At 66.9% G+C, this 20,539-nt stretch carries 20 protein-coding genes and 1 other RNA gene; 9 read left to right on the top strand and 12 right to left on the bottom strand.

Annotated features, from left to right (window positions below; genetic code table 11):
- Nucleotides 1-184: 184 nt before the first annotated feature.
- Complete coding sequence (locus tag NO345_RS12315) at nucleotides 185-520, bottom strand: BsuPI-related putative proteinase inhibitor (protein ID WP_256299543.1); 336 nt, start codon at nucleotides 518-520, stop codon at nucleotides 185-187.
- 85 nt (nucleotides 521-605) lie between these two features.
- Between NO345_RS12315 and NO345_RS12310 the strand changes: the two genes are divergently transcribed.
- A complete protein-coding gene (locus NO345_RS12310; RefSeq protein WP_256299541.1) occupies nucleotides 606-1,265 on the top strand; it encodes a DUF8102 family protein in 660 nt (219 codons plus the stop codon).
- On the opposite strand, the gene NO345_RS12305 is transcribed toward NO345_RS12310, so the two are convergent.
- Nucleotides 1,266-3,821 (bottom strand): efflux RND transporter permease subunit, encoded by a 2,556-nt coding sequence (locus tag NO345_RS12305; protein ID WP_256299540.1) that lies wholly within the window; start codon nucleotides 3,819-3,821, stop codon nucleotides 1,266-1,268.
- Between the two features lie 121 nt (nucleotides 3,822-3,942).
- On the opposite strand from NO345_RS12305, the gene NO345_RS12300 reads away from it, so the two are divergent.
- From NO345_RS12300 to NO345_RS12290, 3 genes are all read left to right on the top strand, one after another.
- Nucleotides 3,943-4,701: a DUF2797 domain-containing protein gene (locus tag NO345_RS12300; RefSeq protein ID WP_256299538.1), complete on the top strand. Its 759-nt coding sequence runs from the start codon at nucleotides 3,943-3,945 to the stop codon at nucleotides 4,699-4,701.
- Between the two features lie 72 nt (nucleotides 4,702-4,773).
- Nucleotides 4,774-5,172 (top strand): hypothetical protein, encoded by a 399-nt coding sequence (locus NO345_RS12295; protein WP_256299537.1) that lies wholly within the window; start codon nucleotides 4,774-4,776, stop codon nucleotides 5,170-5,172.
- 106 nt (nucleotides 5,173-5,278) lie between these two features.
- On the top strand, nucleotides 5,279-5,530 hold the full coding sequence (locus NO345_RS12290) for a hypothetical protein (RefSeq protein WP_256299536.1): 252 nt from the start codon (nucleotides 5,279-5,281) through the stop codon (nucleotides 5,528-5,530).
- Here NO345_RS12290 and NO345_RS12285 read toward each other — a convergent pair.
- Complete coding sequence (locus NO345_RS12285) at nucleotides 5,512-6,612, bottom strand: glycosyltransferase (protein WP_256299535.1); 1,101 nt, start codon at nucleotides 6,610-6,612, stop codon at nucleotides 5,512-5,514. The two genes, NO345_RS12290 and NO345_RS12285, sit on opposite strands and share 19 nt — an antisense overlap.
- Nucleotides 6,613-6,652: 40 nt before the next feature.
- Entirely contained in the window at nucleotides 6,653-7,717 is a 1,065-nt protein-coding gene (locus tag NO345_RS12280; RefSeq protein WP_256299534.1) for a glycosyltransferase family 4 protein, read from the bottom strand.
- Between the two features lie 176 nt (nucleotides 7,718-7,893).
- On the opposite strand from NO345_RS12280, the gene NO345_RS12275 reads away from it, so the two are divergent.
- The 3 genes from NO345_RS12275 to NO345_RS12265 all read left to right on the top strand — a co-directional run bounded on the left by NO345_RS12275 (nucleotide 7,894) and on the right by NO345_RS12265 (nucleotide 9,442).
- The gene (locus NO345_RS12275; RefSeq protein ID WP_256299533.1) at nucleotides 7,894-8,169 is read left to right on the top strand and encodes a ribonuclease P protein component 4; all 276 of its coding nucleotides are present in this window, start codon (nucleotides 7,894-7,896) and stop codon (nucleotides 8,167-8,169) included.
- A 98-nt stretch (nucleotides 8,170-8,267) separates the two neighbouring features.
- Complete coding sequence (locus tag NO345_RS12270) at nucleotides 8,268-8,513, top strand: YhbY family RNA-binding protein (protein WP_256299532.1); 246 nt, start codon at nucleotides 8,268-8,270, stop codon at nucleotides 8,511-8,513.
- Nucleotides 8,513-9,442, top strand: coding sequence for a mechanosensitive ion channel family protein (locus NO345_RS12265; RefSeq protein WP_256299531.1), 930 nt, complete (start codon nucleotides 8,513-8,515; stop codon nucleotides 9,440-9,442). The genes NO345_RS12270 and NO345_RS12265 overlap by 1 nt, the downstream gene beginning before the upstream one ends.
- A 108-nt stretch (nucleotides 9,443-9,550) precedes the next feature.
- Here NO345_RS12265 and ffs read toward each other — a convergent pair.
- Together ffs and NO345_RS12255 are read right to left on the bottom strand one after the other, a co-directional pair.
- An RNA gene (ffs, locus tag NO345_RS12260) (signal recognition particle sRNA) lies at nucleotides 9,551-9,861 on the bottom strand.
- 73 nt (nucleotides 9,862-9,934) lie between these two features.
- Nucleotides 9,935-10,360 (bottom strand): DUF7548 family protein, encoded by a 426-nt coding sequence (locus tag NO345_RS12255; RefSeq protein WP_256299530.1) that lies wholly within the window; start codon nucleotides 10,358-10,360, stop codon nucleotides 9,935-9,937.
- A gap of 103 nt (nucleotides 10,361-10,463) precedes the next feature.
- Between NO345_RS12255 and NO345_RS12250 the strand changes: the two genes are divergently transcribed.
- Both NO345_RS12250 and NO345_RS12245 read left to right on the top strand, forming a co-directional pair.
- Nucleotides 10,464-10,868: a DUF5798 family protein gene (locus NO345_RS12250; RefSeq protein WP_256299529.1), complete on the top strand. Its 405-nt coding sequence runs from the start codon at nucleotides 10,464-10,466 to the stop codon at nucleotides 10,866-10,868.
- Nucleotides 10,869-10,904: 36 nt separating this feature from the next.
- The gene (locus NO345_RS12245; RefSeq protein ID WP_256299528.1) at nucleotides 10,905-11,885 is read left to right on the top strand and encodes a PLP-dependent cysteine synthase family protein; all 981 of its coding nucleotides are present in this window, start codon (nucleotides 10,905-10,907) and stop codon (nucleotides 11,883-11,885) included.
- Between the two features lie 25 nt (nucleotides 11,886-11,910).
- On the opposite strand, the gene NO345_RS12240 is transcribed toward NO345_RS12245, so the two are convergent.
- The 6 genes from NO345_RS12240 to NO345_RS12215 all read right to left on the bottom strand — a co-directional run bounded on the left by NO345_RS12240 (nucleotide 11,911) and on the right by NO345_RS12215 (nucleotide 20,387).
- Entirely contained in the window at nucleotides 11,911-12,321 is a 411-nt protein-coding gene (locus tag NO345_RS12240) for a CoA-binding protein (protein WP_256299526.1), read from the bottom strand.
- 39 nt (nucleotides 12,322-12,360) lie between these two features.
- Nucleotides 12,361-12,993 carry an RAD55 family ATPase gene (locus tag NO345_RS12235; RefSeq protein ID WP_256299524.1) on the bottom strand — a complete coding sequence of 211 codons (633 nt, stop codon included), beginning with the start codon at nucleotides 12,991-12,993 and terminating at the stop codon, nucleotides 12,361-12,363.
- Between the two features lie 141 nt (nucleotides 12,994-13,134).
- Complete coding sequence (locus NO345_RS12230) at nucleotides 13,135-13,995, bottom strand: geranylgeranylglycerol-phosphate geranylgeranyltransferase (RefSeq protein ID WP_256299523.1); 861 nt, start codon at nucleotides 13,993-13,995, stop codon at nucleotides 13,135-13,137.
- A gap of 46 nt (nucleotides 13,996-14,041) precedes the next feature.
- The gene (locus NO345_RS12225) at nucleotides 14,042-17,845 is read right to left on the bottom strand and encodes a vWA domain-containing protein (protein ID WP_438266766.1); all 3,804 of its coding nucleotides are present in this window, start codon (nucleotides 17,843-17,845) and stop codon (nucleotides 14,042-14,044) included.
- 299 nt (nucleotides 17,846-18,144) lie between these two features.
- Complete coding sequence (locus NO345_RS12220; RefSeq protein WP_256299521.1) at nucleotides 18,145-19,137, bottom strand: glutathione S-transferase family protein; 993 nt, start codon at nucleotides 19,135-19,137, stop codon at nucleotides 18,145-18,147.
- Between the two features lie 71 nt (nucleotides 19,138-19,208).
- Nucleotides 19,209-20,387 carry a hypothetical protein gene (locus tag NO345_RS12215; protein ID WP_256299520.1) on the bottom strand — a complete coding sequence of 393 codons (1,179 nt, stop codon included), beginning with the start codon at nucleotides 20,385-20,387 and terminating at the stop codon, nucleotides 19,209-19,211.
- Nucleotides 20,388-20,539: the final 152 nt, after the last annotated feature.

The following is a 20,539-nucleotide window of genomic DNA, read 5'->3' as shown; positions in this document are numbered from 1 at the left end:
ACTCATACTCTTTCATTCATTCCGTTTCGGCGAGCAACAGCCCTCTGCGGGGCTGGCGCTCGCCACGCACGCATTCGTTCACTCGGCGAGCGACAGCCACACCACTTCAGCACACCACAGATCCCCCGAGCGACAGCCACAGCGTTCCACGCGCGTACGCACGAGCCCCCGAGCGACGGCTATCTCAGACGGAGAACTCGGCGCTGGCATCGCAGTCGGCGTTGTTCGCGGCGAGGAACGCTGTGGCGGTGTAGCTGCCGGGTTCGGGGTCGTCCCACGCGCAGTCGTAGGTGACCGAATCCCCCGCGTCGAGCGTGGTGGACTGGAGCATCTGGGCGAACAGACGGCCCTCGGCGAACGACCAGATTTCGGTGTCGCCGTCCTCGACGACGAGCACGTCGTGGGTCTGTGCGTTCGAGAACTGGAGGTCGACGGGGTCGGAGCCGTCGTTGGTGACGGTGAAGGTGAAGCGGACCTCCTCGGCGGACGGGTCGACGTCGAGCTGACCGGTGAGCGACATGGGTGGCGGTTCCGTGGGGGAGCGTATAGGCGTTCCGCCGAGTCGTCACGATTATATCCGGTGTTCGCATAACCGGAAGTTGATTATGGAGTTCGACCCCGACAGGCCGCGGGGGTTGCTGTCGCGCGCGGACCGCGAGTACCTCCTCGGGTTGACCGAGATGGAGCACGAGCAGTCGAAGCGCAACGCGGAGGCACGCATCCGCAGGCGGGTCACCGAGGGTATCGTCGACTTCTACCTGCTGGTCCGCAATCTGGAGCGCAAGGACAGGAAGCAGATCTTCGAGAAGGGGATGGACGACTCGGCGTTCAGGTACGGGCTGGTCGGGATGCAGACGTTCGCGTACATGGGCATGAAGGAGACGGGGATGGAGTTCGAGCACATCCTCGGACCCGCGGTCACGCGTGCCGAGGAGGCGTACGCGGCGGAGGGGTTCGACAGCACGGTCGACGTGGACGTCACCTTCGACGTGGGCGTGACCCTCGGCGCGGGGCTGGACTCGGTCGCCGAGCGCATCCGCGCGGGCGAGGCGGTCGGTCCGGACGAGTTCCTCTCGGTGATGGGTGGCGAGGGCGACGTGCTGGAGGACGTGGAGTCGGTGACGCTGGACCTGCGCGAGGGCGGCATCGGGATGGAGCACGGCGAGTTCGTCGACCGTGTGGCGGCGTTCCTAGACGGCGAAGCGACGTGGGAGGACGAGGACCGCGTCCACATCGCGGTCGGCGACGACGTGGGGTCGACGTAGTCAGGTAGGGACTCTGCGCCCCCAGAGTGCGAGGATGCTCGGGAGGACGAGCACGGCCCCGACGAACGCGAAGACGATGGCGACGCCGATGACGATGCCGAAGCGCTGGAGCGACGGGACGATGGCGAGCGCGAGCGTCGAGAAGCCGGCGGCGGTCGTGACGGCACTGCCGAGCAGCGCGCCGCCGGTCCCGTCGACGGTCGCGGTGAGGGCGTCGTCGACGCTGCCGAGTCGTTCGAGTTCGTCGGTGAAGCGTTCGGACATGTGGATGCTGTAGTCGACGCCGAGCCCGATTCCGAGACTGGTGATGAGCGCGGTCTGTGCGTTGAACGGGATCGCGAGCAGGTACATCACGCCGAGCACCCACGCGAGCGAGAGGACGACCGGCACGATGGTGACCGCACCGAGGCTGGCGTAGCCCGCGAACAGCCGGTAGCCGACGACGAGCACGGCGAGCACGGCGAGCACGGTCACGACGAGCGTGGTGACGACCGTCTCCAGCAGGTCGTCCTGGACGATGGCGGTGATGACGGGCTGGCCGGTCGCGGTTGCGGTGAGCCCGTCTCCCTGTGCGGGCTGGACGGCGAGTTGCATCTCGTCGCGGACCTGCGGGACCGGCGCGCCGCCCTGTATGGACACCTGCACGCGCAGGGCCTCGTACTCGCCACCGCTGCGAGCGACGACCTCCCGGGCCTGTTCGGGTGCGGTCCGGTAGAGCCCGTCGTACACCGAGGTGAGGTTCTCGTCGGGGACACCGTCGTCGTCGGTGTCGGCGGCGGCGACCGTCGCGGCGAAGGACTCGTTCTGTGCGGCGACACGCTGGATCGTCGAGACGGGGTCGACGATGCGCGGCTCCCCGTCGGCGAGTGTGATGACCGTGTCACTCTCCGCGGCGCGTTCGCGGACCGCGACGACTCTGTCCAACGTCCCGGGGTCGGTCACCCGTCCTTCGACGAGCAGTTCGGCGCGCGTGGTGTCGCGCTGCTGGAGGAAGTTGTCGTTGAGGAACTCGGCGTTCTGGCGGATGTTGTACTCACCGGGGGCGAACGGCTCGGGCAGCTCCTCCATCCAGTCCGGCGGCTGTTCGGTGAGGAAGTCGCTGCGGTCGAAGCTGGTGTCTATCTGCGTGCCGCCGTACGCACCGAGACCGCTGAGGAGCACGGCGACGAGGAGGATGGCGACGGGTGCGCGCTTCGCGCCGACGGCTCCGAGCGAGAGCAGGCGGCCGACGACAGCGGTGTCCCCACCGAAGGGAGACTTTCTGCGGTCGAGTCCGACCCGTTCGAGCAGGGCGTCGACCTCGACCTTGAGTGCCGGGACGAGCGCGCCGAAGACGAGAAGCGTGCTGACGATGCCGGCAGCGCTGACGAGCCCGAAGTTCTGCAGGGGTGCGAGCGGGCTGACCAGGTTCGAGAGGAAGCCGATGGAGGTGGTGACGGTCACCCAGACGAGGGCGATGCCGACGCTGCCGAGCGCGAGCACCATCCCGTCGCGCGTGCCGGGGTCCGGGTTGCCCTCGCGGACCTCGCGGTGGCGCATGAACACGTGGATGGCGTAGTCGATCGCGAGCCCGATGAGGAGGATGGGGACGGCGATGAGCGTCGTCCCGAAGGGGATGTCGAGCCAGCCCATGAAGCCCTGCATCCAGACGAGGACGAGGCCGATACCGAGGGTACTCACCACGATGTCGACCACGTCGCGGTAGGCGACGACGAGCGTGAGGATGACGAGCAGCAGGGCGACGGGACCGATGATGGCGAAGCTGTCGCCGATGGAGCGGCCCGTCTCGTCCTCGACGATGGCGACGCCGAAGACGAACGCGTCGTCGCCGAAGCGGTCGGCAGCGATGTCCTGCATGGCGAGCTGTCCAGCGGAGACCGCCTCGGGGATGCCCTCGCTGCCGCCGGTCCCCTGGAAGGCGACGACGACGGTCGCGTTCGTGCTCGTCGTGCCGGGCTCGTAGTGGGTCGGGAGCAGGGTGAGGGGGTCCTGCCCGCCGGTCGGCGCGTCGGTGTCCGGCGCGAGCGCGCGCTCGACGATGGCCTCGACCTCGGAGGCGTTTCGCGATTCGAGTGCCTCGACCTGCCGGCTCAGGTTCGGCGGCGGCCCACCGGGTTGGCCGGCCTGCGTGCGGTCCTGCTGGACGGCGGCGATGGCGACGACGTTGGCGACGCTGACGGTGCCCGGCTCGTCGACCAACGTCGTCGAGACGGTGTCGTTCTCCGCGAGCGACCGCTGGAAGGCGAGCACGTCGAGCAGCGATTCGCGCGTGAGCACGTTGTCGTCGCGGACGACGATCTGCACCGTCGTCCGGTTCGCCGCGTCGGGGTCGCCGAAGTTGGTGTTCACGTACTCAAGCTTGTCGGCTGCGACCGTCTCCGTCTGGAAGTTGTCCGTCGAGGTGGACATCTCGACCTGTCCGGCGGCGCTGCCGACGACGGCAGTCGCCACGAGCAGGACCAGTATCACCAGTTTGCTGTGCGAGACGATGCCGTCCGCGACCCGCCCCGCCAGCGACGGGTCCCCATCCGTCCGTTCCACTGACTCGTCGTTCACGGGCGGTACTGCCCGCGGTAGCGACAAAGCCGTTACGATAATCCGGATACAGTATAATCCACTTTGGATTATGCAGCCGACGAACGACACGGCTTTAGCCGGAACGTCGTTACACGGATGCGTGCAGATCGTCGGCTACCGAACCGAGACCGCGGAGCGCGCGCCCGCGCTGGTGCTGGCGAGCGACGGGACGGTCGAACGCGAGGTGCTGACCCCCGGGACGACGCTGTCGTTCTCGCTGGGCGACCGCTGGTGTGCCGGTGCCGTCGACGGCGACGACCACTACGCCTGCGACCGGCCCGGGGCACCGTACTGCGACCGGCACACGAGCCGGTGGCCGTGTGCCCGGTGCACCGGCGACTGCGACCTGCCACTCGCGAACTGTCGCGAGGAGCACGCGGTGTACCTGGCGGCGTTCGCCCCGGACGTGTTCAAGGTCGGGGTGACGAAATCCCGCCGCCTGGAGACCCGGCTCCGCGAGCAGGGGGCCGACCGGGCGGCACACGTCCACACCGTCTCGGACGGCCGCATCGCCCGGCAGCTGGAGGCGGAGTACGCGGAGGAGATCCCCGACCGCGTGCGCGTGCCGACGAAGATAGCGGGGCTCGGCGGGAGCGTCGACGAAGACGCCTGGACCGACCTCCTGACGGAGTTCGACGTCCTCGAGACGTTCTCGTTCGACTACGGGCTCGACCTCGACGCACGACCGGTACCCGAGACGCTGCTCTCGGGGACGGTGCGCGGGGTGCAGGGTCGGGTCCTCGTCCTCGAGCGGGGTGGGACGACGTACGCGGTCGACCTGCGGGCGCTCGTCGGCCACGGCGTCTCGCGTGAGGCGACCGACCGCCGGCTCCAGTCGAGCCTCGGTTCGTTCTCGTAGCCGGGTGGCGTGGGGGCGACGTGGTTCCCCGCGAGAAAAACCCTTTTCGGGCCGGAGGCTGAAGCCAAGCGTATGGCAGAAGACGAGGAGACAGGCGAGGACGCCCAGAACGGCGACGACGAGCAGAAGTCCTTCCGCGAGCGGGTCGAGGAGATCCGCGAGCGACGCGAGGAGGAGTCCGACGAGGACCGACGCGAGCGCATGGAGGAGATGATGGGCGGCGGTGGCGGCCCCGGTGGCCCCGGCGGCCCCGGCGGTCCCGGCGGCATGGGTGGCGGCGGCAACCCGTTCGCGCAGATGATGGGTGGCATGATGGGCGGCGGCCCGGGCGGCGGCATGGGTCCCGGCGGCCGAGACGAAGGTGGCTCGGACAACGAGGAGCTCGTCCGCGAGGTGCGCCAGCTCCGGGACGAGATGCGCGACCAGACCCGCGCGCTCAAGCGAATCGCCGACGCCCTCGAGGACGACTGAGCCGAGACGCGACGAGCGGACGCGAGCGGTGTTGAGGCGCTCCGAGATTCAGTCGGACCGCAGCCGACACTTTTTACAGGCTGGACCACTGAGTGTGCCGATACAGATGTCACTCTCGGCAGTCGCACTGTACGTGCTGGCGAGGGAACTCCCAGACACGCACACGAAGGCGACACTGTCGTTCGCCCCCGTGCTCTTCCTCGGGACGCTGCTCCAGTTTACGACCGCCGATCCGGCGGTCCACAGGGCGGGGCTGGTCGCCGTGGCACTGTCCGGACTGGGTGCCATGCTGGTGGTGTCCGACGGTCTCAGGAAGCGGTTGACGTTCGCGCCGGAGATTTACGACACGTCCTCGTAGAGCGATTCGAGGCGCTCGATGGCGTGGTCGATGCTGACCTCGTCGCGCCGGTCGAGGCAGTTCTCCGAGAGCCGCTCGCGCTCGTCGAGCGCCCGCCGGATACCCCGTCGGAAGCCGTCGATGTCCCCGCGGTCGAAGTGGAAGCCGGTGACGCCATCGTCGACCGTCTCCGCGAGCGCGCCGGCGTCGACGCCGACGACGGGCGTCCCGCAGGCGTTGGCCTCCAGCGCGACGAGCCCCTGGGTCTCGACGGGTGAGGGGAACGTGAACACGTCGAGCGCCGAGTAGAACGCGGGCATCTCGTCGCGGTCGAGGAAGCCGAGGAAGCGAACGTCGGCGTCGCTCCCGCGGGCCTGTCGTTCGAGGTCGTCGCGGGCGGGGCCGTCACCACCGAGGACGACGGTGACGTCGAGCTCCTCGGCGGCGTCGATGATGTCGGTGAGACGTTTCTCGTAGCCGTGGCGGCCGGTGTAGCCGATCAACGTCCCCTCGAGGTCATACCGTTCGCGGAAGTCGGCGGTGTCGACGGGCCGGAACTGTTCGACGTCGATGCCGTTCGAGACGACGCGGACCGGTGTCTCCACACCGACATCGTCGACGAGCTTCCGCCGGGTCGGCTCCGAGGGTGTGACGACGAGGTCCGCGCGGTTGTAGAACCAGCGTTCGTACTGCTCGCTGAGCCGGCGGAGCCCGCCGGTGATGCGGTCGGAGGAGGCGATGTAGTTCGCGTACTCCGCGGTCGGCGTGTGGTACGAGGCGACCAGCGGCTTGTCCGCAGAGCGGGCGAGACGCAGGCTCGCGAGGCCGAGTCCGAACGCGGTGTGGGCGTGGATGACGTCGGCCTTCGTCGCCGCCTCCGGTATCTGCGGCGCACCGACGCGGAACCCCTCGTAGAACGGGAACGGGACCGAGCGGACCGGGTGCTCGCTGGCCTCCGGGACGTGGTCGTCGGAGTCCGGGTAGACCACGTCCATCCAGCCGCCGTTCCGGTTCCAGTGGTCCCGCCAGGACTTGATGGTGTAGGTCACGCCGTTTACCGTCGGCAGGTAGGTGTCGGTAAAGGCGGCAACCTGTAGGTCCATTATCGGCCGATTGACCCTTGAGAACTTAAATCACCTGACTTCAGTATCGGTCCACCAGCTCCCGGTAGGTGGCGGCCAGCTCCGCACCGATCTCGTCGAGGCCGTGCGACTCGGCGGTCTCCCGGCCGTTCTCTCCCAGGCGCTCCCGGAGCTCCGGGTTCGCCTCGAGGCGCTCCAGAGCCGTCCGGAACTCGTCGAGGTCCTCGCAGATGAGGCAGTCGTGGCCGTCCTCGAAGTACTCGCGGAAGACCGGGATGTCACGGAGCACGCAGGCCTTCCCGCACGCCATCGCCTCCAGCACCACGAGACCCTGGTTCTCGACCTTCGCCGGGAAGCAGAACACGTCGCCCGCGCCGTAGGCCATCCGTTTGTCGTCGACCCAGCCGGTGAACGTGACGTTCTCGGGTGGGTCCTGGGTCCACCGCCGGACGGTCTTCGACGCCGCCGGCCCCTCCTCGTAGGTGCCGAACCAGGTGAAGTCGTAGTCGGTCGCCTGCGCCAGCTCGCAGAACGTCGTCACCCCCTTGCGTTCGAAGACGTTCCCGACCGCGAAGACGACCATGCCGTCGAGGTCGTACCGCTCCCGGGTCCCCTCGCGGAACGATTCGAACCCCTCCAGTGGTTCGAGGTCGATGCCGTTCGAGATCGGCTTGATGGGCGCGTCGACCGGATACGACTCGAGGACGCCCTTCGTGTACTCGGAGGGACAGAGCACGAGGTCCGCCTGCGAGTAGAACTGTTTGAGGTAGACGCCCAGCGCGGGCGCGACGACGTTCGAGAACCGGAACGAGTCGCGGAAGTCCTCCTTCGTCACGTGGGTGTGCAGGACGAGCGGGACATCCTGTGCCTTGGCCCGACGCGCCAGCGCGAGCGACACCGGACCGGCCATGTTCAGATGCGCGATGTCGTAGTCCACGAGCAGGTCGTCGCCGTAGGCCCAGGACGCGAACAGCGCGTCGGGAACCGAGCCGTCGGTCCACGGCGACGTGACCACGTCGATCTCCGGGGCCGCCCGCGAGAGCGCCTCGCGCTGCTGGTCTGCGGCCGTTCCCATGCCGCTCCGGTCCAACTGGGACTCCAGTTCGAGGTGGTTCAGGACGCGCACTGTCTCGTTGGTTACCCGACGACAGAAAATAGGTTTCGACTCCGGCCCGCGAGCGACCGGTTCTTTCGCCGGACATCGAGACACAGATCCCCACACGATGCTGACGGCCCGACCGGTCGCAGCAGCAGTCGACAACGGTAGCCCTTTGCCGACCCGTTCACAATGCCCTACTGACAATGAGCGTCGCGGCGGAGCGGATCGAACGGCTCGACTGCCTCGCGAGGGAGGCGACCCGCGAGGGCGATGAGGACCGGGGCCGGTACTACGTCCGGCTGGCGAGGCGCATCGCCGAGCGGAACCGGCTCTCGCTCCCCCGGCGGTTCAAGCGCTTCACCTGCGACGCCTGCGACGCGTACCTCGTGCCGGGGGCGAACGCACGGGTGCGCCTGCAGGACGGCCACGTCGTGGTCACCTGCGACTGCGGGGCGCACGCACGGTACCCGTACGGGTAGGACCCGCCGGAGACGGCGACGAGCGGCCGCTCTCACCCGGTTCTCGCGACCGTTTGGAACAACATTCAAACCGCTGGCCCGCAAAGCCGGAGCCACGAATGAGTAGAGAGGACCTTCGGAAGCAGGCACACGACCTCGACGTGACGGTCTGGGTCGGCAAGAGTGGGATCGAGTCGGTGACAGCCGAGCTGGAGGACCAGCTCAAATCGAGCGAACTCGTGAAGGCGAAGTTCCTGCGGGCGGCCCGCGGCGGCACGTCGACTGAGGAACTCGCCGAGGAGCTCGCGGAGCTGGTCGACGCGGAACTGATAGAGACCCGGGGGAACACGGCGGTGTACCACTGATGTCCGATGCGTTCGCGGTGCTGACCGGGCTGTTCCTGCAGGGGAACGGCAACGGGTACACGGGTGTCAGGGCCGTCCTCTCCGACCTCGGCGTTCCCGACGGTATCATCGGTGTGACGGCGCAGTTCACGAAGTTCGTCATCGCGTTCGTCGTGGTGTACGTCGTCGGTCGCGTGGTCTTCCTCCCACTGGCGAACCGTGTGATGGACCGCCGTGGGCTGGACCGACACGCGAAGCTGCCCATCCGGAAGCTCGTCCACTTCGTCGTCGTCTTCGCGGCCATCACGGTCGCGTTCGGTTTCGCCGAGTTCGGCAACTTCCTGACCGCGCTGGCGACCATCGGCGCGGCGGCGACGCTCGCCATCGGCTTCGCGATGCAGGACATCATCGCGAACTTCGTCTCCGGCGTGTTCATCTTCACCGACAAGCCGTTCCGCATCGGCGACTGGATCGAGTGGAACGGCAACTCCGGTATCGTGGAGGACATCAGCCTGCGGGTGACCCGCGTCCGCACGTTCGACAACGAGCTGCTGACGGTGCCGAACTCCCAGCTGACGAGCAACGTCGTCAAGAACCCGGTCGCGAAGGACCAGCTGCGTCTGCAGTTCCTCTTCGGCATCGGCTACGACGACGACATCGACCAGGCGACGGACATCATCCTGGAGGAGGCCACCGCGCACGACGGCATCCTCGAGGACCCCGAGCCGTCGGTCCGGCTGACCGAGCTCGGTGACTCCTCGGTCGGCCTGAAGTCGCGCATCTGGATCGAGAACCCCTCGCGCGCGGACTTCGTGAAGACCCGCGGCGAGTACGTCCAGGCGGTCAAGGAGCGGTTCGACGAGGAGGGTATCGACATCCCCTACCCGAACCGCACGCTGGGTGGGTCACTGGAGGTCGACCAGCTCGCGGCCGTCCCGGCCGACGACTGACGGCGGCGCAGTCCGTTTTCACGGTCCGTCGACCCACGAGCCGTCGGCTCGGCGACGCGATGACCGGTCGACGGCACGGCCGCTCTACGTGCGAGAATGCGATATGAGTGGTGGACCCCGCGATTGCCCGGCGTTCACGACCGGGGAATCCCGGTGGCCTCCTCCACCCCGCGACCCATCGAGCGACGGGTGTCCGACGGTGGGCTGCTCACTTCCGTGCCTGACCCAGTGCCGCCGACCAACGACGGGCGAGTGCCCCTGCGGGCACCGCCCGGCGACCGCCGTCCCCGACGGACGAGGCTTCCACGTCGGCTCCCGGGGCCCGGCCGCGTCTGACCGGACGCCCACGGGCTTCGGTCCCCGCTAAAGACCATACCGCGGGTTTCGAGCAGGGCCTAACTGCCCGACCTAGTCCACTCCCCCGTAACCGCTTGGCTCTTAAGGTCTTTTCGACTCGGAAACCGACCGGCGGCGGCGGGGTTCGCCGGGAACTCAGGGCCGCAACACGCCGATAACGTCCGCGTACCAGAGACTCGTGGCGGTGAACACCGCGCCGAGGGCGAGGACGACCCATCGGTGGTAGGCGAGCCACGTCTCCGTGCCGATGCTCGAGACCACGCTCCCCTCGACCGCGGTGGCCCACAGTAGCGTCAGCAACGTCGCCGTGAACCCGATGACGAGCGCGACACCGGCGGCGAGATCAGGTTCGGTCCGGGCCTGCCGGCCCGCGGCGAGCACGATGATGCCGACGAGCGCGAACAGCGTCAGGTACGTCGGCGCGACGAGTCCGTAGCCGTAGTACGTCTCCAGCGCGGCCACACCCGAGGCGGAGAGCGCGACGTACGGGGCGAACACGGCGATGACGAACCCGATTCCGGCGGCGATGCCGACCGTCGGTGGCGTCCGGACGTCTACCATGTCGGTGGCTCCGAGTGCGGGGCGCATAAGCCCGACGAAGGGAGCGATGCGGGTCCGACCCGGAGGCGGAACGCACAACACCCCGGAGCGCGCATGGCCGGGTATGGGACTGGGTTCGAAGGCGAAGGCGCTGCAGACCGTCGCCGACCGCGCCGAGCAGCTCTACGCACAGCTGATGGACGTCCGGGAGCGGCTCGCCCGCATCGAGGACGACATCGACGATTCGAGCGACCGCGTCGTCAGGATCGAGAACGAGCTCGAAGAGCAACGGGTCATCCTCGACGCGCTCGCGGAGGACGCCGGGCTGGACATCGACCGGCGCATCGCGGAGGCGTCCATCACCGACGCCGAAGGGTCCGAGGGCGACGACGATGGCGGGGACGACACTGGCGACGACGACGCGACCGTCACCGAGACGGAGTCCGACGACACGGACACCGCCGGAGAATCCCCCGACAGCGACGCGACGATGGACGAACCAACCGACGCGACGACCGGCGACGAGTAACAACACCTATCGGGCGGCGGCAACAATTGCCGACCGATGACGACGCACGAACGGCCACTGGGGTCGGTGCTCGACACCGTCGGCCGGACACCGCTGGTGGAAGTGCAGGCCGCACCCGACGAGGTGTCGGTGTACGCGAAGCTGGAATCGTTCAACCCCGGCGCGAGCGTGAAGGACCGCATCGGGAAGTACATGCTGGAGGCGATGCTCGACCGCGGCGAGCTCGAGCCCGGCGGCACCGTCATCGAGCCCACGGCCGGCAACACGGGCATCGGCTTCGCGCTCGCGGCGAGCCAGCTCGGCGTCGACGCCGTCTTCGTCGTGCCCGAACGCTTCTCCGTCGAGAAACAGCAGCTCATGCGCGCCCTCGGCGCGGAGGTCATCAACACTCCCACCGAGGACGGCATGGAGCGCGCCATCGACCGGGCCTACGAGCTGGCCGACGAGCTCGACGCCGCCGTCGTCCCCCAGCAGTTCGGCAACCCGCTGAACGTCGAGGCGCACTACGAGACGACCGCCCCCGAGATCTACGACGCGCTCGACGGCGAGGTCGGCGCCATCGTCGCGGGCTGCGGTACCGCGGGCACGCTGATGGGTCTCGCGGAGTACGGTCGCGAGCAGGACCCCGACACCTACGTCGCGGCCGTCGAACCCGAGGGCTCGCTCTACAGCGAGTTCACGGGAGCCCACCCCGAGGAGGGCGAGTACAAGATAGAGGGGATCGGCACCCACGACACCGACACGAACGAGCTGTTCGACCCCTCACTCGTCGACGACGTGGTCCAGGTCGCCGACCGCGCGGCCCACACCGAGGTGAGCCGCCTTGCCAGCGAGGAGGGCCACCTCGTCGCCTCCTCGGCCGCCGCCGCGAGCATCGCGGCGCAGGGTGTCGCCGACCGTATCGCGAGCGGCGAGATCGACGCCCCGCACGATACCGTCGTCACGGTCTTCCCGGACTCCTCCGAGCGCTACCTCTCGAAGGGCATCTACCGCTCCTTCGCGGAGTGGGACGGGTAGCGCGTAGCGACCGACGGAGGGAGGACTACCCGCGCAGGCGGCTGTGTTCGACCTTGATGCACTTGTTCTGGACGACGAGCAGCCCCGCGTCCTCCGCCCGGGCGGCGGCCTCGTCGTCCGCGATGCCGAGCTGTAACCAGAGCGCCTGCACGTCATCGCGTTCGAGCACGTCGTCGACGATACCCGGAATCTCCTCCGACGGCCGGAACACGTCGACGATGTCCACGTCGTGGTCCACCTCGTCGAGGGAGTCGTACGCCCGCTCGCCGAGGATTTCGTCGGCGAACGGGTTGACCGGGACGACGTCGTAGCCCTGTGCCTGCATGTACTTCGGCACGTCGTGCGCAGCCTTCCCCGGCGTCGTCGAACAGCCCACGACGGCGATGGTGTCCAGGTCGAACAGCTGCTCCAGCTCCGTGTCGGTCTTGACCGGCATGCGCTAGGGAAGGATGGCCAGCGCGAAAAGCGTACCTCGTCACCTGGTCGGAATCCCGGCGGTGTGGAGGGTCGGCTCCCCGCCGTCGTCCTCCTCGACCTCGATGACCGCGTCGAACAGCTGCTTCAGCGTGTTCATCGTCTGGTCGTCGTGTGCCGTCGAGTCGATGACGTAGACGCCGAGGGCGTCCGCCGACTGGACCCGCCCGGTGAACACGTGGAGGAAGCGGAACACGGTCTGCAGGTCGGAGTACATCAGCAGCGTCGAGACGGAGTGAAGCATGATGCGGTTCTTCCGATGGCCGCGCACCTCGTAGAACTCCTCGAGGAACTCCGAGAGCTTGATACCGATGCCGGTCATGTCGACGGGCGAGGACGCGTACTTGATGCGGGCGTCGTCCTTGACGTTCCCGACGCCACGCTGTTTCGTCACACAGTCGACGACCCCGACGTCCACGGCGTCGATGTCGTCGACCCGATCGGCGTACTCCTCGATGATCTTCTCCGCGCTGTCCTTCGTCGTCACTACGATAGAACCCTCGCCCTGCGTAGAACCGCTGGCGAGTATGTCGAGTGCAATCCGTCGTTTCCCCGTCAGCGGCGGCCCCGCGATCAGCAGGTTCGTGCCCGGGTCCAGTTCCGCATCCGGTAGAACGTCAGCAAGGTCGTACATGGCGTGCCCTCGTCACCTGAGACCGACACCGCAGTTTGTTGTACGCACTACCCATTCCCTCGTCTGGTAGAACGATGCGGTATCGAGCTTATAGTGTTTATGATTATCTCACCTTCGACAGGAACGGTTATTTCCATGACGCTATCCGAATGCAACGACGGCCCGGCCGACGATGAATGCACCGGCCGCGAGGAACATCCCGTACTTCAGGCGCGCCTGGCTCGCCGTCGGGTCCGAGAAGCCCTCGTACGCCGCGTACGCCATCACGGCGTCCGCCGGGAGGACGGCGACCAGGTAGACGACGCCGAACGTCCCCGCGAAGTACGGGACCGGGCTCGCGAGCACGGCGAGTGCCAGCGCACCGGCTGCGACCAGTAGCGACCGTCGCTCCCCGATGGCGACCGGGAGCGTCGTGAGCCCCTCCTCGCGGTCGCCGTCGATGTCCTCGACGTCCTTGATGATCTCCCGACTGACCGTCGAGAGCGCCGCCAGGGCGAACAGTGTCGCCGACGTCTCGGCGTTCCCGACCGCCGCCCCACCGAAGAGGAACGTACTGCCGCCGAGATACGCCACGAGCAGGTTGCCGAGCCCCGGCGTTCCCTTGAAGAACTGGGTGTAGAGCAGCAGCGAGAGGAGGTTGAACGCAGCGATGGCGATGGCGAACAGCGGCAGGAGTACCGCGGCGACGGCCGCCCCGACGAACAGCACGGCGCTCCAGAGCAGGGCACCGCGTGGTGTGACCGCCCCCCGAGGGATGGCACGGTCGGGGTCGTTGATACGGTCGATATCCCGGTCGAAGTAGTCGTTGATCGCGTTCCCGGCGGCGGCGGCCAGCACCGTCGCCGCGACGGCAGCGGCGGCGTTCGTCACCGCCCCCGGATCGAACACGTTCGCACCGACCGCGACGAACGCACCGATGAACGTCAACAGACCGGCGACCAGCGCGTTGACCGGGCGCGTGAGCTCCAGCAGCCCGGCCAGCCGGTCCTGCGTCGTCGTCATACGCTCCACTCCCGGGAGGGTGGACAAAAAAGACGTGATTGTCGGCTCAGGCCGCCGGACGGGCGCGAACGTCGGCCGCGAGGGCCATGGACGACGGGCTCCCCCCGCCTGCCCTGACGCCTCCATCGCCGGCTGCGACCGCGTGGGTCGCGTCGGCCGGCAGGGCGACGATGCTGGCGGACTCGTTGCCGATCTCGACGGTGCTCTGGTCGATGTCGATGACGTAGCTGTTGTCGTCGGTCGGGTTCGGGTCGTACGTGTCGTCGCCGACGACCTGGCTGCTGCCGTCGTCGCTCCCGTTGACCACCCACGGCTCCTCGTTCCACGCCTCGAAGTGGAGCACGACGTAGTCGGTGTCGCCGTTCGAGCTGTTCGTCCGGACGACGATGACCGCGTCGTTCTCGCCGAGGTCGAAGGTATCGCCGTCGACGAGTTGCGTCCCGGTGTCGGTCTCGTACTCCTCGATGACCTGGCTGAAGCTCTGTTGCTTGAACCAGCCAGTGTCGAAGTCGGAGTCGTCCGGTACGCTATCGCCGTCGACGTAGATCTCGTGGTCGGACGTGCCGTTGTCTATCTGGTCGAACGTCCCCTCGGTACCGTTGCAGGTCACCTCGTCGTACTCCTCCCCGTCGTGGGTCTGCGTGTCACCGGTGTCGGAGACGTTGGCACAGTCGTACGTCGTCGCCTCCGCGGAGAGCATCGTCCCGACATACTCCTCGACCTGCTCCTCGTCCACGCCGAGCGTGTCGGCGATGTTGATCGTCTTCGACGGCCGGGTTGAATCGGTCGGGTCGTTCGCGTTCCCGGACAGGGTCACGGTCTCGTCGTTGATGCTGATCTCGACTGTGGTGTCCTTGTACTCGATGACGTTGTACTGCTGGTCCGTCACCTCTCCTGCAATCTCGCGGAACGTCTCGTTGAGCTGTTCCGAGTTACCGACCTGGGAGTAGTTCCCGCCCGTCTCGTCCGCAATCGTCTGGAGGAGGGCCTCGTCGGTGTTACCGCCGAGACCGACGGTCTGGATCTGGATGTCATCATCCACATCCCGAGCTGCATCAACCACGTCCGAGGGGTACCCGTCCGGGATGCCGTCGGTCAGCAGTACCATGACCTTGTTGTCGTTGTCACCGTCCTGAAGCTCGGCTGCACCGTCATCGATTGCCTCTTCCATCGGCGTGCCGCCAGCGGAGCTGAGCGACAGGCTGGCGTTGGCGTTGTCGAACTCGTCACCGTTCTCGATTTGCCAAACGGTATCCGTCCAGCCCGGCGTGTAGGTCGTGAACTCGATGGCACCGACCCGGTCACCGTTCGACGCGTTCAGCATACCGATGAACGTCCGCATAGCGTCTCCCCGCTCGTCGAATGGGTCGTTCCCGGGTTCGTAAATCCGCACGTAATTCCAGTTGTCGGTATCGACCGTCTCTCCCTGCCTGACCCACTGGGTACTCCCGGTGCCGGCATCTCCTTCATCGGCATTCTGGTTGTTGGTCACGAGCCATATCTGGCCGTCCGGGACGGTCACCTCGCCGCCGCTGTTGTCGACGCGCCTGATTTCCGCGACACCGTCGTTGTCACCCGAGTTGTCCTTCTCCAGGTCCGCCCGTTCACCTTCAGTGAGGTACTCCGTATCCTGGCCCATGGCTCCAGGTTCCAGGTATCTGACCTCCCAGACGGTATCCTCCGGGACCCAGGCCCACCCGTACTCGTGGTCGTCGGGGTCCACGTAGGACGCCTCCCCGGGGGTCTCCCAGGGCGTCCAGCCCCCGTCGAGTTCGATGGTCCCGTCCGTAATCTCGTTCACCGCCGGGTCCCCCATCGACCCGGAGTCGTCGAGGACGAACACCACGTCCAGCGGCTCGCGCTCGCCGACCTCCCGCGTACGCGTCCGGTTGTCGGCGACCATCGACCCGACGACGGTCAGCTTCGCGTGTGACTGGTTGACGACGAGTGCGTTCGCGTCCTCGTCCTCGGTCACTGGCTCACAGCCGTTGACGCCCATCGCGTCGATGTCGGGACAGTCGTCGTACTCCTCGGGGACACCACCAGTGCTCCCCTCCTCGCTGTCGGGCGTGCCGTCGCCATCGCGATCGAACTCGGCGGTCTGGACGCTGGTGTCGAAGTGGAGTTCGGCACGCGTGTTCCCGACACCGTTGTTGCCTGCGGTCGTGTCGATGCTGTCGACCGCAAGCACACCGAACACCTCGGAATCCCGTCCGATTCCGAACTCACCACCCGCGTTCCCAGGCCCGTAGACGACCCCCGTGAACTCGCTGTCGTCGAGGAACTCGCCGCTGCAGCCGGACTTACAGTAGAACCAGAAGCCGTCAGAACGGTTCGTGTACTGGGTGCCGTCGTGGACGCCGACCTTGGAACTGTCGAGACTGAGCTGGTCACCGGACTCGCCACCAGCGAACACCCGGACTTGGCCTTCGCCCTGCACTCGGATTTCAGCATCTGGAGCGACGTCGACGTTCCCTTCGACAGCGAGGACGATATCGCCGTCGTTCGTATCCAGAACGAGCGTCGCGTCCTCGGGGACAGTCAGGGAGTCGAGATAGTAGACACCTGGTGAGTCGAGCGTTTCAGTTGCACCCGTCGAAAGAGTAGTCTGGTTGTTCTCGATGACGTCGGTACGGTTGTTGTGGTTCGCGTCCGCCGTCGTGTTCAGGGCGGCTTCGATCCGTTCGTCGACGCTCGGAAGCGGCGGGATATGGGTTCCGTTGTCGGTGGTTCCACCGATGGTTCCACCGCCGGTCGTCGTGAGTCCAGAGCCCGTCGAATTATTGAAATACACGTCTCCAGTGACCCGATAGCTACCCCTGAGTTCGACGCCGCCACCGGAGTACACGGTCCCGTTGATATCACCCGAAGTAACATCTACACGCCCATTCGTGTAGACGTTCCCTTCGCCCCAGTTCTCCGGCTGAGAGGCGTACGTTCCCTGGCTGCCATCGTAACTGTCGATGAGTCCGCCGTTCTTGAAGTTGATTTCACCTGCAGCCGACCCGGAGTAGAACCCACCAAGAATCGCCGCATTGTCGACGGTGAACTCGTCCGGAGAGAGGTCCTGACCGAGCGGAACGGTGTATCTGAGGGTCTGGTTCGTATGGTCGACCTCCTTGTCGAGCACCTGGTCCCCGAACTCGGTATCGAGGTACCGCTCCCAGGCCTCGTAGTAGGTGTTGTTCGAGACGGTGATGGTCATCGAGCGGACCCGGTCGATGGTCGAGTTCTCCGAAACGGGCAGGCAGAGCTGCTGGTCGAAGCCCGGGCCGCCATCGTCGACCTGCCGTGCGGTCACCTCGTTCGAGGCCGACTGCAGGTTCCCCCGAACGTTGGTGACCGGGAAATCGAGACTACTGACGTTCCGCCCGTCCAGTTGATCCGTCTGGTAGGTCAGGTCCGGCGGTGAGACGATGCTCACACCGTCGCCGCTGTCACGCCACACGCCGCCGGCCTGGTAGGCGACGGACTGGCCCTGGTCGTTGCGGTAGATGATGGAGCCCAGTTCCATCCTGGCTGTACACGCCGCCTCTCCGTTCAGTTGGAAGGTCAGGTTCCCGTTCGATTCGATCCGGACGTCGTCCGAGTCACGCCCGGTCAGTTCGAACGAGGCGACGTCGTCGCTGTCCTGATAGGAGAGCGTTCGAAGCCGCACGCTGGCCTCCTGCAGCGATAGCTCGGCGTTGTTGAGCTCGTTCTGCTGCTGGACCTCCTCCGTCGCCGTCATACTCGCCATCAAGATGAGACCCGCACCGATCAGCACCATGCCGAAAAGAAGCACCAGTCCGACGATCGCGGAGGCTGCACGACGCTCGGACGGGTCGAACCTGGGGGTTGTCGAGGACATAGCTGGCTCCAGTTAATCGGCTGAAAACAGCATCGCGCGCTGTATAAGTGTATTGGGCGAATCATTTATATTATTGCCCGTATCCGGCCATTTATTTTCACACATATGACAGTGAAAGTCGTAGCAGTGAGAGACCTTCGAAAATCGGTGGCCACAAGCTATTAATACAAATTCCGACTTCGTTCAAGTGGGCTGTCTGATGAACTAACCCCTCTGTGGATAATCCAACGTCCGTGCAGTCGAAAAACGACGGGGGCCCTCGGCAGACCCAACAATTGGATTACCTTTCCGGGCCGCCCTTACTCGCGCAGCGCCGCCGGTGGGTCGGCGGGCAGTTCGTCCCTGCCGTGGGGGTCGTCGAACGCCGGCTCCGGACCGACCGCCACGAGCTGCTTCGGGTTGAGGTCGGTGTGGGTCGTGTAGTAGTGCTCCTTGATGTGGTCCATGTTCACCGTCTCGGCGACGCCGGGGAGCTGGTACAGCTCCCGGGTGTGCCCCCAGAGGTTCTCGTAGTCGACGAGGCGGCGGACGTTGCACTTGAAGTGCGTGTGGTACACCTCGTCGAACCTGACGAGCGTCGTGAACAGACAGACGTCGGCGAGGGTGAGCCGATCCCCGACCAGATACCGCTGGTCGGAGAGCACGTCGTCCCAGTGTTCCAGCGCGTCGAACAGCTCCGCGACCGCGTCCTCGTGGGCGGACTGTGCATCGGCGAACCCGGCCCGGTACACGCCGTTGTTGATGGGGTCGTAGATGTCGTCGATGACCTGGTCGATCTCGTCGCGCAGGTCCTCCGGGTAGAGGTCGACGTCGTGCCGTCCGTACTCGTCGAAGGCGTCGGCGAGCATCTTGATGATCTCCTCGGACTCGTTGTTCACGATGGTGCCCGTCTCGCGGTCCCAGAGGACCGGGACGGTGACTCGCCCGGTGAACGACGGGTCGGCCGCGGTGTACACCTCGTGCAGGTAGTCCGCGCCGTTGACTGTATCGGCGGTACAGCCGTCCTTCGTGGGTGTGAACTGCCAGCCGTGTGCCTCGCGGTACGGGTCGACCACGTCCATGCTGACGACGTCCTCCAGTCCGAGCAGGCGGCGCACGACGACAGCCCGGTGCGCCCACGGACAGGCCCGGGACTGGTAGAGGTGGTAGCGGCCTGCCTCGGGACGGAACTCCGCGCCGGGTTCGTCGCGGACCCGGTCACGGAACGCCGTCTCCTGGCGGTCGAACTCGCCGTCCTCGTTGGTGCTCTCGTAGGCCTCCGTCTGCCACTCCCCGTCGACGAGCATGTGCATGGTGGTAGTTTAGAATCGACCGGGGAAAACCGCGTTGCCTCCGTGGCTATCCTACCGCTTTCTCGGACGGGTCAGCGTGGGTCCCAGTCGCCCTGGAACATCACACGGAGACCGGCCTCCCTGGCGAGCGTCTCCACGCGCTCGCGGCACTCCGCGAGCGTCCCGTCGGTCCGGAGGTACGCACCTGCGTCGAGCTGGACGTACTCGTCCATCGGCTCCCCGCTCGGGTGGCGGGGGACCCGGTTCAGCACGGCATGGCCGCCGTCGTCAGGGACGTACGGGAGCGACAGCCCGGCATCGAGATGGTGCTGTTCGAGCAGGTAGTCGGCGGCCTCCTTCATCGTCCCGGCGACCGAGGAACCACCGACGGCCCCGATGGAGGTACGGCCCTTGAACAGTCGGGCGACGTACTCCCCGTCGTCGGCCATCGCGGCGTGGGTCGCGCCGTCGGCGTCGTGTGCGTTCGCGTCGGTTCCGGTGTCGTGGCCCCCCTCGGTCTCCCTCCCGTCGGCGGTGGTGGTCGGCCCGTCCTCGGGCCGGTCGTCCGTCTCGACGGGGCCCCGTGCTGGCGGTCTCACCGACCCGGCAGCCGGCTGGGTCGGCGTCTCCGCCGGTGCGATCGTTCCGACGACCTCGTCGACGAACGACTCGGTGAGGCGTTCGAGCTCCGCGTCTGGCAGGGCAGCCGCGTCGTCGTCTGCGAGCGAGCGCAGTTCGGCGACGATGCTGTCGGCGAGGTCGTCCCGACCGGCTGCGATGGCCTCTGCCGCGGCCAGTCGCTGCTCCCGCGCCGCGACGTACTCGCTGGCTCGCTCGGGCGTGAACCGCTCCAGGTCGTCGGCGTGGGGCGGCAGATCGGTCAGCGAGCAGGTGAAGCCGCCCTCGCCATTCCCTCCTCGCGCGACGAAGGCGAACCGGCGGCCGTTGGTCAGGATGCCCCGCTGGACGCCGGCCGCGTCCATCGCGGACAGCAGTGCGTCGCCCTCCGCGGACCCGAGCGAGGATTCGCAGGCCAGCGTGTCGACGAACACCGCCGGGGCGTCGTCGACGAGCAGCGCGTAGTCGACGACAGCGTCGGCGTCCTCGACGTCGAATGCGGCCTCGACCGCGGGCGAGCGGACGTCCCAGCCGAGGCACTCGAGGAAGGGCTCGACGAGTCGGAGCTGGGTGTTGCGCAGGCCGAGTTCGGCGGACGCCGCGACGGCACTCCCGGCACGCTCCACGTACGTCTCCAGTTCGTCCGGCCCCATCGTCCCCGGGTACGTCTGTCAGCGGGATGTATGTTACCCTCAGCGCCGGGATTCCGGGCGGAAGGTCCGTATTTTTATTCGACCGACGTGACGGCCACTAATTTAAAGACAGGTGACTCACCTCGCCGCAGTACTGTGTTTTCACGTGTGAT

Origin of the sequence: Haloarchaeobius salinus, from assembly GCF_024464185.1 — an archaeon.
GTDB classification, from domain to species: Archaea; Halobacteriota; Halobacteria; order Halobacteriales; family Natrialbaceae; genus Haloarchaeobius; species Haloarchaeobius salinus.
Note: the sequence above shows the minus strand (reverse complement) of the source record. Positions and strands in the feature narration are given on the sequence as shown.

Coding starts and splice junctions, on each gene's coding strand:
- NO345_RS12230 (WP_256299523.1), bottom strand. CDS start 13,995: ATGACGACGACGCAGGACCGGCTGGCCGGGCTGCTGGAGCTCACGCGC.
- NO345_RS12275 (WP_256299533.1), top strand. CDS start 7,894: ATGAGCGTCGCGGCGGAGCGGATCGAACGGCTCGACTGCCTCGCGAGG.
- NO345_RS12215 (WP_256299520.1), bottom strand. CDS start 20,387: ATGGGGCCGGACGAACTGGAGACGTACGTGGAGCGTGCCGGGAGTGCC.
- NO345_RS12265 (WP_256299531.1), top strand. CDS start 8,513: ATGTCCGATGCGTTCGCGGTGCTGACCGGGCTGTTCCTGCAGGGGAAC.
- NO345_RS12245 (WP_256299528.1), top strand. CDS start 10,905: ATGACGACGCACGAACGGCCACTGGGGTCGGTGCTCGACACCGTCGGC.
- NO345_RS12295 (WP_256299537.1), top strand. CDS start 4,774: ATGGCAGAAGACGAGGAGACAGGCGAGGACGCCCAGAACGGCGACGAC.
- NO345_RS12270 (WP_256299532.1), top strand. CDS start 8,268: ATGAGTAGAGAGGACCTTCGGAAGCAGGCACACGACCTCGACGTGACG.
- NO345_RS12310 (WP_256299541.1), top strand. CDS start 606: ATGGAGTTCGACCCCGACAGGCCGCGGGGGTTGCTGTCGCGCGCGGAC.
- NO345_RS12235 (WP_256299524.1), bottom strand. CDS start 12,993: ATGTACGACCTTGCTGACGTTCTACCGGATGCGGAACTGGACCCGGGC.
- NO345_RS12290 (WP_256299536.1), top strand. CDS start 5,279: ATGTCACTCTCGGCAGTCGCACTGTACGTGCTGGCGAGGGAACTCCCA.
- NO345_RS12315 (WP_256299543.1), bottom strand. CDS start 520: ATGTCGCTCACCGGTCAGCTCGACGTCGACCCGTCCGCCGAGGAGGTC.
- NO345_RS12285 (WP_256299535.1), bottom strand. CDS start 6,612: ATGGACCTACAGGTTGCCGCCTTTACCGACACCTACCTGCCGACGGTA.
- NO345_RS12250 (WP_256299529.1), top strand. CDS start 10,464: ATGGGACTGGGTTCGAAGGCGAAGGCGCTGCAGACCGTCGCCGACCGC.
- NO345_RS12255 (WP_256299530.1), bottom strand. CDS start 10,360: ATGGTAGACGTCCGGACGCCACCGACGGTCGGCATCGCCGCCGGAATC.
- NO345_RS12225 (WP_438266766.1), bottom strand. CDS start 17,845: ATGTCCTCGACAACCCCCAGGTTCGACCCGTCCGAGCGTCGTGCAGCC.
- NO345_RS12220 (WP_256299521.1), bottom strand. CDS start 19,137: ATGCACATGCTCGTCGACGGGGAGTGGCAGACGGAGGCCTACGAGAGC.
- NO345_RS12240 (WP_256299526.1), bottom strand. CDS start 12,321: ATGCCGGTCAAGACCGACACGGAGCTGGAGCAGCTGTTCGACCTGGAC.